Source organism: Komagataeibacter melomenusus (genome assembly GCF_013155395.1).
Classification (GTDB): Bacteria; Pseudomonadota; Alphaproteobacteria; order Acetobacterales; family Acetobacteraceae; genus Komagataeibacter; species Komagataeibacter melomenusus.
On sequence record NZ_JABJWC010000062.1, the window covers coordinates 1 to 14,386 of the forward strand.

Here is a 14,386-nt window from a genome sequence, read left to right on the forward strand (position 1 = left end):
GGTTTCAAGCGTGGGCGCCAGCGCGCCGATCCCGACCACCGAAATACCACCCAGCCCGGCACCCGCACAGGCTACGACGCCCGCCACGCCACCGGCTGAACCTGCGGCAAGCGCCCCTCCGGCGCAGGCCACAGCGCCCACAGCGTCCGCTTCACAGCCTGCCCCCACAACAGCACCCGCCACGCCTGCGGCACAGGGCCCTGCCAGCGCGCCAGCCCCCGCAACACCGCCTGTGGCCAGTCAGGCTGCGCCGTCAGCGCCCCCTGAAGCGGCCACCCCACCCGCAGCCCAACCAGCACCGGTTGCTGCCCCGGCCAGCGATGCGACAGCGCCCGCCAACCAGCAGGCAGCACCCGCAAGCCCGGCCACACCGCCACAACCGGCCCAACCGGCCCAACCGGCCCAACCGGCCCAACCGGCCCAACCGTAAAAAACACGAGGGGAAAGACCAGCCGGTTTTTCCCCTTTTTTGATGGAAACCCTCAGGACTGTTTTTGGTGAAGCTTTTTTCAAAAAGCCTCGAAGAACGCTGCCTTTAAAAAAAGGGCGGCACACAGAAACTTCTATCATTCAGGCAGATACGAAAACAGGCCGACCGCCCCAAGGCGACCGGCCTGCAAATCTGGTCGGAGTGAGAGGATTCGAACCTCCGGCCCCTGCGTCCCGAACACAGTGCTCTACCAGGCTGAGCTACACTCCGTTGCACGCGGCTATACTAGCCTGCTCCCTTTTGCGCAAGGGGATAGATAAAAAGTTTTACAGCGTCGTCACCGTATCACGTGCCCCTGATGGCGCCGGGAGTGCTGCAAGGGCGGCCATGAGCGTGGCCACATCCGGCACCACCACAAACAGGTCACGCGCGCTTGCGGAGGCGAATCCATCCTCGATACAGGCATCGATCATGGCCAGCAGCGGGTCGGCCCAGCCTGCGATGTTGACGATATAGATCGGCTTGTCATGCTGGCGCAGCTGCCGCCAGGTCATGATCTCGATCGTCTCGTCAAACGTGCCCAGGCCGCCGGGCATGACCACAAAGGCATCCGAGCACGCAAACATGCGCGCCTTGCGGTCATGCATGCTTTCGGTCACGGTCAGGTCGGTCACGCCTTCATGCATGATCTCGCGCGCATGCAGGAAGCGCGGGATCACGCCCGTCACCGAACCCCCTGCCGCCAGCGTGGCATCGGCCACCGTGCCCATCAGGCCGACATGGCCGCCCCCATAGACCAGCCGCACCCCCGCCTGCCCCAGCGCCGTGCCCAGCGCGCGCGACTGGGCCGCATATTCCGGCCTTGAGCCGAAACGTGATCCACAAAAAACCGCTACAGATGAAATCTGCATCTATCCAGCTCAGCTCCCGCAAGGTTGGTCACGCGCCGCGCCCCCTTCAGCGCGGCAGGAATTTCAGTGCCATGGTGACACCCACGCCCGCCAGCGTAAACAGGGCGGAGACCACAAACAGCGCCCCGTAGCCCATTGTCTGGATCACCAGCCCCAGCAGCGGGCCGGACAGCCCCACGGCAATATCAAGAAACACGGAAAAAGCCCCAAGCGCCGCCCCCCGGTTTTCCGCCCCCACGCGGCCCACGGCCAGCACCCCCATGGCGGGGAACACCAGCGAGAACCCCGCCCCGGTCAGCGCCGCCCCAAGGGCTGCGCCGTTCACGCTCGAGCACTGCCACAGCACGCCCAGGCCCAGCGTTTCCACCAGCAGGGAGATGAGGGTGACCTGCAACCCGCCCCGGCGGTCGATCTGGCGGGCGAACAGGAAGCGCATCATCACGAAGGCCAGGCCGAAACCGGTCAGCCCCACGGCCGCCCCGTTCCAGTTGTTATGGGCATAGAACAGCGCCAGGCAGGCGGAAATGGTGCCAAATCCCACCGACCCGCAGGCCAGCACCGCGCCATGGGGCAGCACGCGCATGAACACCTGCCCAAACGGCATGGGCGGCGCCTTGGCGGGCACCGGGGGCACCGGCGCATACTGCCGCGCCAGCACGAAACCGAACAGCGTCAGCCCCGCCGAAAGCGCGCCCACCAGCGTCAGCCCCCCATAGGGCATGGGCAGGCCGGACAGGATCTGCCCGATCGGCGCGCCAAGGGCGATGCCGCCATAGGAGGTCACGCCATTCCACGAGATCACCTGCGCGGTGCGCCCGGCCCCGACGCGGCCGATATTCCACATGATCGCACCCGTCGCCGTCCAGCTTTCGCCAACGCCAAGCAGCACGCGGCTCAGGATCAGCAGGCCGATCGACAGGGCCGCGAAATGCAGCAGCACGCCCGAGGCCAGCAGCATCAGCCCCGAAAGCGTGCACATGGCCAGCCCCACGATGACCGTGGGCTTGGCGCCACGCCGGTCAGTCTGCCGCCCCGCGCCTGCGCGCGAGGCGAAGGTTGCAAGATACTGGACCGAGACCGCCATCCCCGCCAGCACCGTATTGTAGCCCAGCACCTGGTGCACAAAAACCGGGATGACCGCCATCGGCAGGCCGATATCGATGTAACAGAGCAGATTGAACAGCACGACAGGCAGTATCCGCCGTGTCGGTGACGCCGATGATGCCTGCGACCCGCTCATGATATGCCTGCACTCCCCACAAAAAACGAACGCGCCGCACCGGCGCGCATGACAACCCTGATATCCCGCACCGCAAAAGGGCTTGGGCACAACGCCGGATACGGCTTATGGAAAAAACTGAAAAAACCAACCCGCAACCATTCGTTCCCACATCACAGCCCCGTGCAGGATGCATGGACGTACCTCAACCGGCCACGAAGGAGACAGGCTTCATGACACAACGCCCTACCCCTGATGCAGGGGGCTACACCACGCTTTCCACCCGCACGGCCTATGAAAACCCATGGACCCGCGTGCGCGAGGACATCATCCTGCGCCCCAATGGCCGCGAAGGGCTGTACGGCGTGGTGGAGCGGGGTGATTTCGTCGTGATCCTGCCGCTGTGGGAAAGCCCCGAAGGCCGCCGCGTCACCCTGATCCGCCAATACCGCTATCCCATACAAAAGCGGATGTGGGAACTGCCCATGGGCATGTGGGAAAACCGCCCCGATGCCACCCCCGAGGACGTGGCACGCGGCGAACTGCGCGAGGAAACCGGCCTGATCGCCGCCGAGATGCGCGATGCGGGCCTGATGTACCAGGGCGCGGGCTACACCACCCAGAAGGGCCGCGCCTTCCTTGCCACCGGGCTGATGCAGGGCAGCCACCAGCGCGAGGACACGGAGGAGGACATTACCTGCCACACCGTCACCCTGGCCGAGATGGAGGCGATGATCCTGGACGGACGCATCACCTGCATGGTCACGATCGCGGCATTTGGCCTGATCCGGGCGCGTGGCTGGATCTGAACGCGCGGGCCGCGTGAACCGTGAAAAAAATTGGGAGGCAGCATAGGTAAGCCGATAAACAATTGATATATCACACAAAGTCACATCGTCGCTGCCGACTGCCTGTTATTACCCAAACACGGCTTCTGGAGCACTTCGTTGCGGGTACGCCCGCACGGAGCGCCGCCGAGCTTGTGAGTGTCAATCGCAATATCGCGACCCTGTGTTACCGCAAACTGCGCGAAATCATCGCTGAACAGATCGTTCATGACGCGCCTTTTTCCGATAAGATCGAAGCCGATGAAAGCTATTTCGGTGGATATCACAAAGGCAAGCGCGGCAGGGGTGCTGCCGGACAAGTCGCCGTCTTTGGTCTGCTGAAGCGGTCTGGCCGCGTTCATGCGGTCATGATCCCCAATGCCGGACACCAGACGCCGATGTCTCTCATCCGGCAGAAAGTCCTAACGGATTCAATCGTTTACAGTGATTCATGGCATGCCTACGACAAGCTCGATATGTCTGGGTTCCATCATGAGCGCGTCGATCACAGCAGGCATTTCACCCAGGGAAGAGGCATCGAGAACTTCTGGGTCATTCTTCCTTGACGAGATGACAGGGCGTGCCATTTCGCGCCGTTCTGATGGCACCAGCAAATCGCAGGAACCGTCCGTCGAAGGTTCTGCGGGCGGGGTCTTGCCCTTCGGACGGGCTTCCTCGATCAAAGGCTCCCAGACGGACCATGCGGTATCGGAAAAGACAGACTGCATCATGCTTATCGTAAACAGCCATACAGTCCGTTCTATTATTCGAGGCCTAACAGATCCTCAGTTCCCTTTCTAACCCGTCCCAACAAACGCTTACCTATGCCAGCCCTAAGAATTTATTTTGATGAACGGATTTTATCAAATCTAGCCTGACGGGTGATCCATGAACTCTCGCAATAACCGGGATCCGCTCTTGAGGCGGTCTTGAGAGAAGGTTTCGGGCAGGAACGATCGATATCGGAAAGATCCATCGTCCATGTTGATGGCCATACTTCAAGCGGATAGGCATGGTCTTCATGCCATAGTGTAACCTGTGTTTTCCAGTTCGGCCCCGTTCGTATTATGGAAATTGGGGTAATATAACTTTTCAAACCGCAGAATAGCATGAGACCATAAAAAATCATGGCCCATTTCGTCGTGGGAGCGGCCTGCCTGCCTGCCATCGCCACCAGTCCGATGCCCAGCAAAGATAGAGGGACGAAAGTATATCGACCGCCTATGGCAACCATGAACCATTCCTCGGCGCCAGAGACGATCATGCCACCGCCGAAAGCGGCGGTAGCTATCGCAAGGCTCACAAGGAGCAGCCAGCATACGGAGCTTCGGCGATAGCGCCAGGCTACCAGAAGCAGCCAGCCGCAATATATCATGGCAAGGCTGCTCAGTAGCCACCATCCCACCCCATGAGCATTATAAAATTTGAATGCCAGCCTGCCGATTTTATTGCTGATATGTGAACCTGAAAATGGAAAAACGCCCATCCTTACCAAGATGATCGTAGCCAAAGTTGCAGGATCATGAAACTGTCCGCGCAGGGGATTCGCTGAAAAGAAAACCAACATCTGCACAGCGCTACTGCAGCCCAGCAGCACTGTCTGTACAAGCCGTGGCACGGAGCGGTCGAGCAGGGTTCGCAGCACAAACAGGGGAAGTAGGACGATGGCCCCTGGCCCACACAGGGGAGCCAGCAGCAGGATGAAACCCTCCCCCAGCCATCCCATGACCGTTTCAGGGCTATTCAGGGCCAGTATCAACCCGCAGCACAGGATGAGATGATACTGTATATGCATTGGGTTGAGCCATACTTCCTCGCCTAACGGGCAGAATACAATTATCGCCAGACTGGCGATGATGGCCCTCCTGCTGTTTAGCCAGTCTGCTTTTCCCCATAGCAGCAGAACGGCGGGAAACACCTGAAACAACAAGGCAATGCCCATGGTAAAATGGGGCGCATTTTCAAGGGAAAGATAACCTGCCCGGACCAGACGGGCCGCCAGCAGACCGGTGGCATTGGCCCCGAGATTGAGATACCCAGCAAATGAACGCCACAATGCATGCGATGTAGATGCATGCCACGCATAGGAAAAAAATATCGTGCCATCTTCAGCAAAAAAACGGCCGTGAATCGTAGCTTGTGGAAGCCTGAGCAATACGACAATAGAAAACAAAAACAAGATAGATATTTTTTGTTTATTTGAAAATATTGATTTTTTATTATTGACGTTCATGTTATTTTTTCCTTGATTATGGCTGTATATTTATCTTTAAATAAATTTTTATGTTTACGTTCTAAATATTATTTACCGTCATTTATAAGGAATACGCTCCCTTGCCATCCTTATGGCTGAAATATAGATCATACGGTCTTAAAGTGTGGGCAGGAGGAAATGCCTAGAGGGTGTTATGCACCTTGCATGAGTATAACGGTATTTCTGGGCATGAAACATGCGAACGCAATGACATGGAGACTTGCGAGTGTTGAGGCGTAACGCTCGTAATTCTTGACGAGTCTGCAGCATCGTGTAGCCCATGCGAAAGATCGTTCAACGACCCATCGACGTGCCAGCAGGACAAAGACACGTTTGGCCTCGGGCAACCTGACAACTTCAAGGGCGATCCCCTGGATCCGTGCTGCTCCGGCAGGTTTCTCGCCGGTATATCCCTGATCGACATAGGCCAGTTCAACGCTCTCGTCCGTCGCGTCCTGAATGGCGGCGGCAAGACGTCCCGCCTCGGCGCGATCATCCCGACTGGCTGGTGTGACATGCAGGGCCAGCAGATACTCCAGCGTGTCCACGGTCATGTGCAGCTTTGATCCCTTTTTGCGCCAGGCCCCATCATATCCGGCGCGGGAACCGCTTTTCGGCGTCGAACGTAATGCCCGGCTGTCGATAATGGCTGCCGTTGGCTCCGCCCTGCGGCCAGAAGCGATACGCGGCACGGCACCCAGATCAGACACCAACGCCTCAAAACAGCTTACCTCCATCCAGCGACGGGACTGCTGACCACGGTGGCAGGTCGTCCGGCATGGCGCGCCAGACGCCCCGTAGCGGATTACGTAATGCAATCCATTGAACAGTTCGCTCAATGCGTGACGTCACTGCTCCGCATACTCGCGCATCAGGACCAGATACGGGATAACCAGAGACCATTCTTCATCTGATACGTCAGAGGGATACGGTTTGCGTGCCGGTATCATCCGTCATTCCTGCGCCAATCAGGTACGAAAGTACATAACACCCACTAGTTTGCAACGCCCTGATCGCGCCGCAGCGGCGTCAGGTAACGCTCAAGGTTGACGCGCAGCGGCATGAGGTAGGTATTGCCGCCCGCCTGCGCCACGATCTCCATCATCCGCCGGGCAAAGGCGACGTTGGCCTCCAGTGTCGGCTCGAACCCGTGGGGGAAGATGACGTGGTTCGTCGTCTCCCAGTACGAGCGCGATTTCGGCCCCACCACGGGCGAGATGCCCCAGAACACGTTTTCCCCATGCAGCCAGTTCATGCACAGTTCCAGCATGGGCAGGTCGAATACAGGCTGGGTAAAGAAGCCGATGGCACCGGCTTCCTTCTTGCGCGCGATGGCTTCCATTTCCTTATACGGCGCGCGGCGATACGGATCGAACGCGGCATAGACATCAAGATGCGGCGCCTCGCGGCGATAGCGCGCGATCACGCTCTCGCTGCTGTTGGGGTAGGTGCGATGCCGCAGGTCCGATGGCGGGTCGCCCTTGACCACCAGCACCTCGCGCAGGTCCGGGTCATCCACGCCGGGCAGGGGCGCATCGGGCGCGATATCGATGGCGCGGATATGCGGCACCACGCGCCCGAAAATCGGGCGCACCAGCCGCGCCGCCTCCCAGCTGCGCAGCGGGAAGCGCAGCAGGTCGGGGATATTGATCATCCCGGCATCAGGGAACAGCCGGGCGACCTCATGGGCATCACGCAGCAGGGTTTGCGCATCCCGCGGGATCAGTTCAACGGATGTCAGGGTCATGCGCGCGCCTGCCCCGTCACGATCTGGCGGGCGGCATCAAGGGTGTTGCGCAGCAGGCAGGCAATGGTCATCGGCCCCACCCCGCCGGGCACGGGGGTGATCAGGCCCGCGCGTTCGACGGCCTCGTCAAACTTCACATCCCCCACCAGCCGCGTCTTGCCCGAAGGCAGCGTGACGCGCGAGATGCCGACATCGATCACCGTCGCCCCCGGCTTGATCCAGTCACCGCGCACCAGTTCGCGCACGCCGGTGGCCACCACCACGATATCGGCCTGCCGGGCAAGGGCTGCCGTATCACGCGTGTCGATATGCGCCACGGTGACGGTGCAGCCCTCCTGCAGCAGCAGTTCGGCCATGGGGCGGCCCACAAGGTTCGAGGCCCCGATCACCAGCGCTTCCTTGCCGCGCATGTCGCCCACATAGTGGCGCAGCAGCAGCAGGCAGCCCAGCGGCGTGCACGGCACGATGCCCGGCAGCCCCAGCGCCAGCCGGCCCGCATTGACCACGCCCAGCCCGTCCACGTCCTTTTCGGGCGCGATGGCATTGGTCACGACCACGGGATCAAGCCCCGCAGGCAGGGGCAACTGCACAAGGATGCCATGGATCTCGGGATCGACATTGAGCCGCGCGATCAGGGCGAGCAGTTCATCCTGTGCCGTGGTGGCGGGCAGCATGTGCATGAACGAGCGCATGCCCGCGCGGTGGGTCTGGAGCGCCTTGTTGCGCACATAGACCTCGCTTGCGGGGTCATTGCCCACCAGCACCACGGCGAGGCCGGGGGTGATGTGGTGCTTTTCATAAAAGGCGCTGACATCGGCTGCGATATCCTGTGTCAGGCGGGCGGCGAAGCCCTTGCCATCAATCAGGCGCGCGCGAGACGACCCTTGGGCATCGGATAGTGCTGGACCGGTCATCATCCCCTCCGGAAACGAACATGCTATGCGTGCAGATACGGCAAGAAGCCCCGTGGGGACAATCAGGGCGGGCCGTTTTTTTAAGGAAACGGAGACAAAGCCGCTTCTTTTCCCTGCCGCAACCGCCTCTCTGCCCGAAAGCAGGCAGGAACGCTCCGGATGCATCTGGCGTTAACGTGGCGAAATCCGTTCATATGCCGGACAGTTCTTTCCCCCCTGGATAAAACCATGTCGAAGCCTGTTCTTGTTATCGGTGCGGGGCCTGTTGGCCTGACCATGGCCGCCGAACTGGCCCGGTATGGTACGCCTGTCAGGATTATCGACAGGCTACCCGCCCGCACCACCCAGTCCCGCGCCCTGGCCGTCTGGCCCCGGACACTGGAACTGCTTGACGCAGCGGGGTGTGCAGATGCGTTTAGGGCCACCGGACTCCGGGCAGATGCTGTCAGCCTTCATGCTGGCAACAGCACACTTGCCCGGATTCCGTTCGGTACGATCGCCTCACCCTTCAATTACCTGCTGATGATTGCGCAATCGGAAACCGAGCGGTTGCTGGAAGAACATCTCGGGACGTTTGGCACTCCTGTCGAACGCGGGACCGAACTGACCGACTTCGTTGACAGGGATGACAGTGTTTCCTGCACGCTCAGGCATGCGGGCGGCAGGATCGAGACGCTGGAAGCGGCGTGGCTCATCGGGTGCGATGGTGCGCATTCCTTTGTTCGCGGTAGACTGGGCATGGCATTTGAGGGAGATACGCTGCCCATGGGGTTTGTCATTGCTGACGTGCATGTGGCGGGCCTTGCGGTCCCGCCTGACGAACCGGCGATTTTCTGGCACCCCGATGGCGCTGTCATGTTCTTTCCGATAACGCAGGGTCGTTACCGTATCATTGCTGATCTGGGTTCGGTTCCATTGCATAGGCCCGACCTTGGAGAAATGCAGGCAATTGTCGACCGGCGGGGACCGGGCGGGATCATCCTGTCCAATCCGGTGTGGCTGTCGGATTTCGGGGTCAATGAACGCAAGGTGCGGAATTACCGCAGGGGCCGCGTGTTCCTGGCTGGCGATGCGGCCCATATCCATAGTCCTGCCGGTGGTCAGGGCATGAACATGGGCATGCAGGATGCCTTCAATCTCGCCTGGAAGCTGGCCCTTGTCGAGCGGCAGGACGCCAGCCCGCGCCTGCTGAACAGCTACAGTAGCGAACGCAGCGGTGTTGCGCGGCAGATCCTGTCGGATTCCAGACGCATGACCACAATTGTCCTGCTCAGAAGCCATCTGGCGCAGAGGGTGCGCAACTTCACTGTAAAGCAGGGCTTTCGCATTCCGGTGGTCCGTCGTGCCATTGCCAATCGGCTTTCCGGAATCCTGATCGGCTACCCGGACAGTCCCCTCAACATGGGTTCAGCCCGGGGGCTGCGTGGCCCCGGGCCGGGGCAGCGACTGGTTTCACGATGCAGTTCCAAACAAGGCAATAGGCCGCCCCGCTTTGTGCTTGCGGCCAGGGACAGCGCCGAAGCGCGGGCCATGATCGCCCGCCATCCAACCCTGCTGATGCCCGAACCATGCCTGCCACCGGATGAAAACGGTATCTGGCTGATACGACCTGATGGCTATGTCGCTGCTGCTGCAAAATGCGGGAACTGGACGGTCATCGATATGGCGCTGAATGGTTATGGGAGGCCGTCGAAACATCAGGGCTTATGATGAAATTGAAAGACATTCTGTCCGTCAGCGACGTTACCGTAAGCCGACATCGACGGACAGATTTCCACCTGCAGCCGCTAAACGTCACATCGTTCTGATGCGATCATTATCCGGTAATGAACGCCAGGATATCTGCATTGATGACGTCTGCATGTGTCGTGTGCATGCCGTGCGGATAACCGGGGTAGATCTTCAGCGTGCTGTCCTGAAGCAGCCTGTCCTGAAGGACCGCCGCGTTCTGGTAGGGCACGACCTGATCATCATCGCCCTGTAGCACGAGCACCGGCACTGTGATGGCCTTCAGATCCTCGGTCTGATCCGTTTCGGAGAATGCCTTGATGCCTTCATAGTGCGCCTTGGCGCTGCCCATCATGCCCTGACGCCACCAGTTGCGGATCGTGCCTTCCGAAACTTCTGCTCCCGGGCGGTTGAAGCCGTAGAACGGTCCGCTGGCTACATCGAGAAAGAACTGCGCGCGATTGGCCGCAAGCCCTGCACGCAGTCCGTTCAGGACTGCAATCGGTGCGCCGTCAGGGCTGCGGTCCGTCTGAACCATCAGGGGCGGCACGGAGCTGATGAGCACGGCCCTGGCAACACGTCCCTGGGGCTGACCATATTTTGCGACATAGCGGGCAACCTGGCCCCCGCCGGTCGAATGTCCGACATGAATGGCATTTTTCAGGTCGAGATGTTCGACAACGGCCGATGTATCCGCCGCATAATGATCCATGTCGTGCCCGTCGCTCACCTGTGCCGAGCGACCATGACCACGACGGTCATGCGCGATCACGCGAAACCCCTTGCTCAGAAAAAACAGCATCTGCGTGTCCCAGTCATCGGCGCTGAGCGGCCAGCCATGATGGAAGACGATCGGCTGGGCATCCTTCGGTCCCCAGTCCTTGTAGAAAATTTCCGTGCCGTCGGACGTCGTTACGAATGACATGATACATCTCCTGAACAATTCAGAGCTTGATATTGCCCAGACGCTAACGTTGAACATAAGTTCAACGTCAAGATGAATTTGGAATGGGAAACCGGACATGAGGATTGGGGAACTGGCTCATAAAAGTGGTCTTACGACCTCCAAAATCCGGTTCTATGAGCGCATTGGACTGCTAAAAGCGGTTGACCGTCGGTCCAACGGATACCGAACCTATTCATCTCAGGCCGTGACCATTCTGGGTCTTATCACAACGGCGCAGAGAGCCGGGTTTACCCTGGACGAAATCCGCGCCCTGCTGCCCTCTGATCTGACGCGTTGGGACCATGCTACATTGATGGATGCCCTGACACGCAAGATTGCAGATATCGAAGCGCTGCAGGCACGCCTGACGCAGAGCAGGGTGCATCTGCTCCGCCTGATCGAGGATATTCAGGCACGCCCTGACGACATGGACTGTGCGGCCAATGCGCATCGTGTCCTGACGAACATGCTTGCGGAACACCCCGAAGCCCTCGACGTCACGTCGGACGATATCCGCCTTCTGGATGCGACGGACCGCCGTCAGTCAGTAAGCTCTGGCCGCCGTAAAAAGACGGCCTCCCGTTAAGCCTTATTCAGAAGCGCCACCACTTTTCTTGCCGTCGCTCTGGCGGAAAAGGGGTTCTGTCCCGTCACCAGCCGTCCATCCGTCACGACATGGGACATGAACGGAAGCAGCGCTTTTTCATAAATCGCGCCCCGTGCCTTCATCTGCGCTTCCGCGTTATAGGGGATTTCGCGCGCGACACCTGCCAGCCTCTCCTCGGTCCATGAAAATCCGGTGATTTTCCGACCGCGGACCAGAAACGAGCCATCGGCAAGCCGGGTGTTCAGCAGTCCGCAATATCCATGACAGACAGCGGAGACAACGCCGCCCTTTTCCCATAGTGCGCGGGTGATGGCCTGAAGGCCCTCATTGTCGGGAAAATCCCACATCACGCCATGACCGCCGGTGAAGTAGATCGCGTCATAATCGCCCGGATTGATGTCTGCGGGGCAGGGTGTCGACGACAGCAGGGCCATTTTTTCCCGATCTCCCAGCCATGCCCTGGTGGAGGCATCGCGCATCGGCCATTTCAATGCACGCGGATCAAGCGGAACCCTGCCGCCTTTTGGGCTGACAATACGTTGTTCATGACCGCTGGCGGCAAATACGTCCCATGCATGCGTCAGTTCCGACAGCCATAATCCGGTCGGATGCGCGGAATTGCCGAAACGAGCGGTGTTGGTGACAACGTGAAGGATACGACGGTTCATGGCTGGCCCTTCTCATGCGGCAGCGTTTCTGACCACTATCCTGTAACGTTCAAGTCCGGTTGAAGGTCAATCAGCAGTTTGACATTAAATCTGACTTCAAGGTTAATCGTGTAAGGGCAAACCTACCTGACATCATGGAGGCAGCCTCACATGCAGACAATACTGGGCGCAAATGGCCAGATCGCCACGGAACTGGCACGGACATTGCATCAGCATCATACGGGAGCGTTGCGGCTTGTGAGCCGCAATCCCCGCAAGATCAATGAAGACGATACGCTCATGGCGGCGAACCTGCTTGATGCAGGGCAGACGACACAGGCAGTAAAAGGCAGCCGGATCGTCTACTTCACGGCCGGCCTGCCCCCTGACAGCAGGCTCTGGGAAGAACAGTTTCCCGTCATGCTCCGCAATGCCCTGCAGGCCTGCCGGATGGCGGGGGCCAGCTTTGCCTATTTCGACAATACCTACATGTATCCGCAGAACAGCCAGATCCAGACGGAGGAAACGCGCTTTGCCCCGGTTGGCCGGAAAGGACGGGTGCGCGCGGCAATGGCAACCATGGTGCTGCAGGAAATGGCACGCGGAGACATTCCCGTGCTGATCGCCCGCGCACCGGAATTCTATGGTCCGGCAAAAACCCAGAGTTTCACCAACACCCTGATCATTGACAGGCTGAAAGCAGGTAAAAGACCCCTGGTTCCTGTGCGTGACGACACCCGCCGGACCCTTATCTGGACGCCGGATGCGAGCCGCGCGCTGGCAATGCTGGGCAATACACCTGAAGCTTTCGGCCAGACCTGGCATCTGCCGTGCTGTGACGAGCGGCCGACCTACAAGACATTTGTCACCATGGCGAGCAGGATTTTTAATCGATCCCCCGGTTATTCGGTCATCGGTAAATGGCCACTGATCATTGCAGGCATTTTTTCAAAAAAGGTACGGGAGATCAGGGAATTGCTGCCCCGTTACGAGCAGGACAATCTTTTTGACTCAAGCAAATTCAAACGTCATTTTCCTGAGTTTTCCGTGACGACATATAAAGAGGGTCTGGAACTGATCTGGAAGGAATAGAGCGACGGATACCGCCCTCATGCCAGATATTTGGAATCAGAAAGGGATTTCTCTAACGGGCTATGCAACCGCATAGCCTTCAGGTTGTGACGCGATTCATGAAATCCCGTAAAAAGGGAAAAACACGTTCAGGCATGTCTTCAAGTAACGTGTGCCTGGCGAAGGGTAGGTTAAGCAACCTGGCACTTTTGACCTGCTCAGTAAGCTCAAGCCCCTGTTGCCGCGATACCAGCATGTCGTCGTCACCATGCACTACGAGCAGAGGGCACTGGATGTTTTTTACAGACGCGCCAGGATAGGCATCTGCGTCGCAACCGAGCCACATATGCATCGCGGCCGTAAATAACTTTCCGAAATCTGGTTGAGGATTTTCCGCGTTATAGACCGATATTTGATCCCCAAATATCTCATGCCATTTTTCAAGAGTAATTGTCTGATAAATCCGCCGGGCCGGATCATTTTCCGGCAACACCCAGTGTGCGCCGACCGCTATGACGCACTCCGGTTGTACGGCACGCGATGCAGCCAGACGCAGGCCCGCAATGCCACCGTCACTATGCCCGATGATACCGAATTTTTGCAGCCTCATAGCGGTAAGGACCACGGTAAAATCATCCTCAAGCTGTCGATATGTCAGGGGGGCCGTCCCGATACCAGATCGACCATGCCCGCGCGTATCAATAGCAATCAGCCTGTAATCTTTTGCCAGATACTTTGCGAGCGGAATGAAATCACGCCGGCTCTGCAAACCGCCATGGAGCAGTACAATTACCCTTCCTGCCAGGTTCCCGGCTTCAGAGACGAACAAATCTGTATCACCAACTGATACAAATTTTCCTGAATCAAACATTCCGTGGCATTTCTTCATAAGTTTTGACTAATATTGGCCGTTAAGTGACATTATAACTGGTAAATTTACGCCATAAATACTTCATTAAGATCACGCCATATGAAGTTTTTAACATAGATATACATACAGTTTAGATAAATAAAAACGTCTGTTATTTTAGGTTAGGGCGCAGATAGCAGACGCTCTGCTCTCCCCCGCAAAACAGCTACACCCC

At 58.7% G+C, this 14,386-nt stretch carries 14 protein-coding genes, 1 tRNA gene and 1 pseudogene; 5 read left to right on the plus strand and 11 right to left on the minus strand.

The genetic code is table 11. The features are described from left to right. The 4 genes from HNW77_RS17555 to HNW77_RS15700 form a co-directional block, all read right to left on the minus strand. Positions 1-183: hypothetical protein (locus HNW77_RS17555; RefSeq protein ID WP_206677830.1), on the minus strand; the 183-nt coding region annotated here is incomplete at its 3' end. Between the two features lie 440 nt (positions 184-623). After that, positions 624-700, minus strand: a tRNA-Pro gene (locus HNW77_RS15690). A 56-nt stretch (positions 701-756) separates the two neighbouring features. After that, complete coding sequence (locus tag HNW77_RS15695; RefSeq protein WP_172158911.1) at positions 757-1,341, minus strand: LOG family protein; 585 nt, start codon at positions 1,339-1,341, stop codon at positions 757-759. Positions 1,342-1,387: 46 nt separating this feature from the next. Next, the gene (locus tag HNW77_RS15700; RefSeq protein WP_172158913.1) at positions 1,388-2,581 is read right to left on the minus strand and encodes an MFS transporter; all 1,194 of its coding nucleotides are present in this window, start codon (positions 2,579-2,581) and stop codon (positions 1,388-1,390) included. Positions 2,582-2,793: 212 nt separating this feature from the next. Here HNW77_RS15700 and HNW77_RS15705 point away from each other — a divergent pair, with 212 nt between their 5' ends. Beyond that, positions 2,794-3,369, plus strand: coding sequence for an NUDIX domain-containing protein (locus HNW77_RS15705; RefSeq protein WP_172158914.1), 576 nt, complete (start codon positions 2,794-2,796; stop codon positions 3,367-3,369). Between the two features lie 62 nt (positions 3,370-3,431). Beyond that, complete coding sequence (locus HNW77_RS15710; protein WP_172158916.1) at positions 3,432-3,953, plus strand: IS1595 family transposase; 522 nt, start codon at positions 3,432-3,434, stop codon at positions 3,951-3,953. A gap of 275 nt (positions 3,954-4,228) precedes the next feature. On the opposite strand, the gene HNW77_RS15720 is transcribed toward HNW77_RS15710, so the two are convergent. The 4 genes and pseudogenes from HNW77_RS15720 to folD form a co-directional block, all read right to left on the minus strand. Beyond that, a complete protein-coding gene (locus tag HNW77_RS15720) occupies positions 4,229-5,620 on the minus strand; it encodes a hypothetical protein (RefSeq protein WP_172158917.1) in 1,392 nt (463 codons plus the stop codon). 173 nt (positions 5,621-5,793) lie between these two features. Next, a pseudogene (locus HNW77_RS15725) lies at positions 5,794-6,591 on the minus strand (IS5 family transposase). Positions 6,592-6,635: 44 nt separating this feature from the next. Next, positions 6,636-7,388, minus strand: coding sequence for a methylenetetrahydrofolate reductase (locus tag HNW77_RS15730; protein ID WP_172158919.1), 753 nt, complete (start codon positions 7,386-7,388; stop codon positions 6,636-6,638). Further along, positions 7,385-8,302: a bifunctional methylenetetrahydrofolate dehydrogenase/methenyltetrahydrofolate cyclohydrolase FolD gene (folD, locus tag HNW77_RS15735; protein ID WP_172158929.1), complete on the minus strand. Its 918-nt coding sequence runs from the start codon at positions 8,300-8,302 to the stop codon at positions 7,385-7,387. The genes HNW77_RS15730 and folD overlap by 4 nt, the downstream gene beginning before the upstream one ends. Positions 8,303-8,530: 228 nt before the next feature. On the opposite strand from folD, the gene HNW77_RS15740 reads away from it, so the two are divergent. Next, on the plus strand, positions 8,531-10,012 hold the full coding sequence (locus HNW77_RS15740) for an FAD-dependent monooxygenase (protein WP_172158921.1): 1,482 nt from the start codon (positions 8,531-8,533) through the stop codon (positions 10,010-10,012). A gap of 106 nt (positions 10,013-10,118) precedes the next feature. On the opposite strand, the gene HNW77_RS15745 is transcribed toward HNW77_RS15740, so the two are convergent. Continuing rightward, positions 10,119-10,955: an alpha/beta fold hydrolase gene (locus tag HNW77_RS15745; RefSeq protein WP_172158930.1), complete on the minus strand. Its 837-nt coding sequence runs from the start codon at positions 10,953-10,955 to the stop codon at positions 10,119-10,121. 97 nt (positions 10,956-11,052) lie between these two features. On the opposite strand from HNW77_RS15745, the gene HNW77_RS15750 reads away from it, so the two are divergent. Further along, a complete protein-coding gene (locus HNW77_RS15750) occupies positions 11,053-11,562 on the plus strand; it encodes a MerR family transcriptional regulator (RefSeq protein ID WP_172158922.1) in 510 nt (169 codons plus the stop codon). Here HNW77_RS15750 and HNW77_RS15755 read toward each other — a convergent pair. Further along, positions 11,559-12,251: a type 1 glutamine amidotransferase domain-containing protein gene (locus tag HNW77_RS15755; RefSeq protein WP_172158924.1), complete on the minus strand. Its 693-nt coding sequence runs from the start codon at positions 12,249-12,251 to the stop codon at positions 11,559-11,561. The genes HNW77_RS15750 and HNW77_RS15755 overlap by 4 nt on opposite strands. 150 nt (positions 12,252-12,401) lie before the next feature. On the opposite strand from HNW77_RS15755, the gene HNW77_RS15760 reads away from it, so the two are divergent. Further along, entirely contained in the window at positions 12,402-13,322 is a 921-nt protein-coding gene (locus HNW77_RS15760; protein WP_172158925.1) for an SDR family oxidoreductase, read from the plus strand. 79 nt (positions 13,323-13,401) lie between these two features. Here HNW77_RS15760 and HNW77_RS15765 read toward each other — a convergent pair whose 3' ends face one another. Beyond that, positions 13,402-14,172: an alpha/beta fold hydrolase gene (locus tag HNW77_RS15765; protein WP_172158927.1), complete on the minus strand. Its 771-nt coding sequence runs from the start codon at positions 14,170-14,172 to the stop codon at positions 13,402-13,404. Positions 14,173-14,386: the final 214 nt, after the last annotated feature.

What these genes read in the sequence shown, in the direction of transcription:
- HNW77_RS15755 (WP_172158924.1), bottom strand. Translation starts at nt 12,251, where the DNA reads ATGAACCGTCGTATCCTTCACGTTGTCACCAACACCGCTCGTTTCGGC.
- HNW77_RS15700 (WP_172158913.1), bottom strand. Translation starts at nt 2,581, where the DNA reads ATGAGCGGGTCGCAGGCATCATCGGCGTCACCGACACGGCGGATACTG.
- HNW77_RS15745 (WP_172158930.1), bottom strand. Translation starts at nt 10,955, where the DNA reads ATGTCATTCGTAACGACGTCCGACGGCACGGAAATTTTCTACAAGGAC.
- HNW77_RS15760 (WP_172158925.1), top strand. Translation starts at nt 12,402, where the DNA reads ATGCAGACAATACTGGGCGCAAATGGCCAGATCGCCACGGAACTGGCA.
- HNW77_RS15720 (WP_172158917.1), bottom strand. Translation starts at nt 5,620, where the DNA reads ATGAACGTCAATAATAAAAAATCAATATTTTCAAATAAACAAAAAATA.
- HNW77_RS15730 (WP_172158919.1), bottom strand. Translation starts at nt 7,388, where the DNA reads ATGACCCTGACATCCGTTGAACTGATCCCGCGGGATGCGCAAACCCTG.
- HNW77_RS15765 (WP_172158927.1), bottom strand. Translation starts at nt 14,172, where the DNA reads ATGTTTGATTCAGGAAAATTTGTATCAGTTGGTGATACAGATTTGTTC.
- HNW77_RS15740 (WP_172158921.1), top strand. Translation starts at nt 8,531, where the DNA reads ATGTCGAAGCCTGTTCTTGTTATCGGTGCGGGGCCTGTTGGCCTGACC.
- folD (WP_172158929.1), bottom strand. Translation starts at nt 8,302, where the DNA reads ATGACCGGTCCAGCACTATCCGATGCCCAAGGGTCGTCTCGCGCGCGC.
- HNW77_RS15705 (WP_172158914.1), top strand. Translation starts at nt 2,794, where the DNA reads ATGACACAACGCCCTACCCCTGATGCAGGGGGCTACACCACGCTTTCC.
- HNW77_RS15695 (WP_172158911.1), bottom strand. Translation starts at nt 1,341, where the DNA reads ATGCAGATTTCATCTGTAGCGGTTTTTTGTGGATCACGTTTCGGCTCA.
- HNW77_RS15750 (WP_172158922.1), top strand. Translation starts at nt 11,053, where the DNA reads ATGAGGATTGGGGAACTGGCTCATAAAAGTGGTCTTACGACCTCCAAA.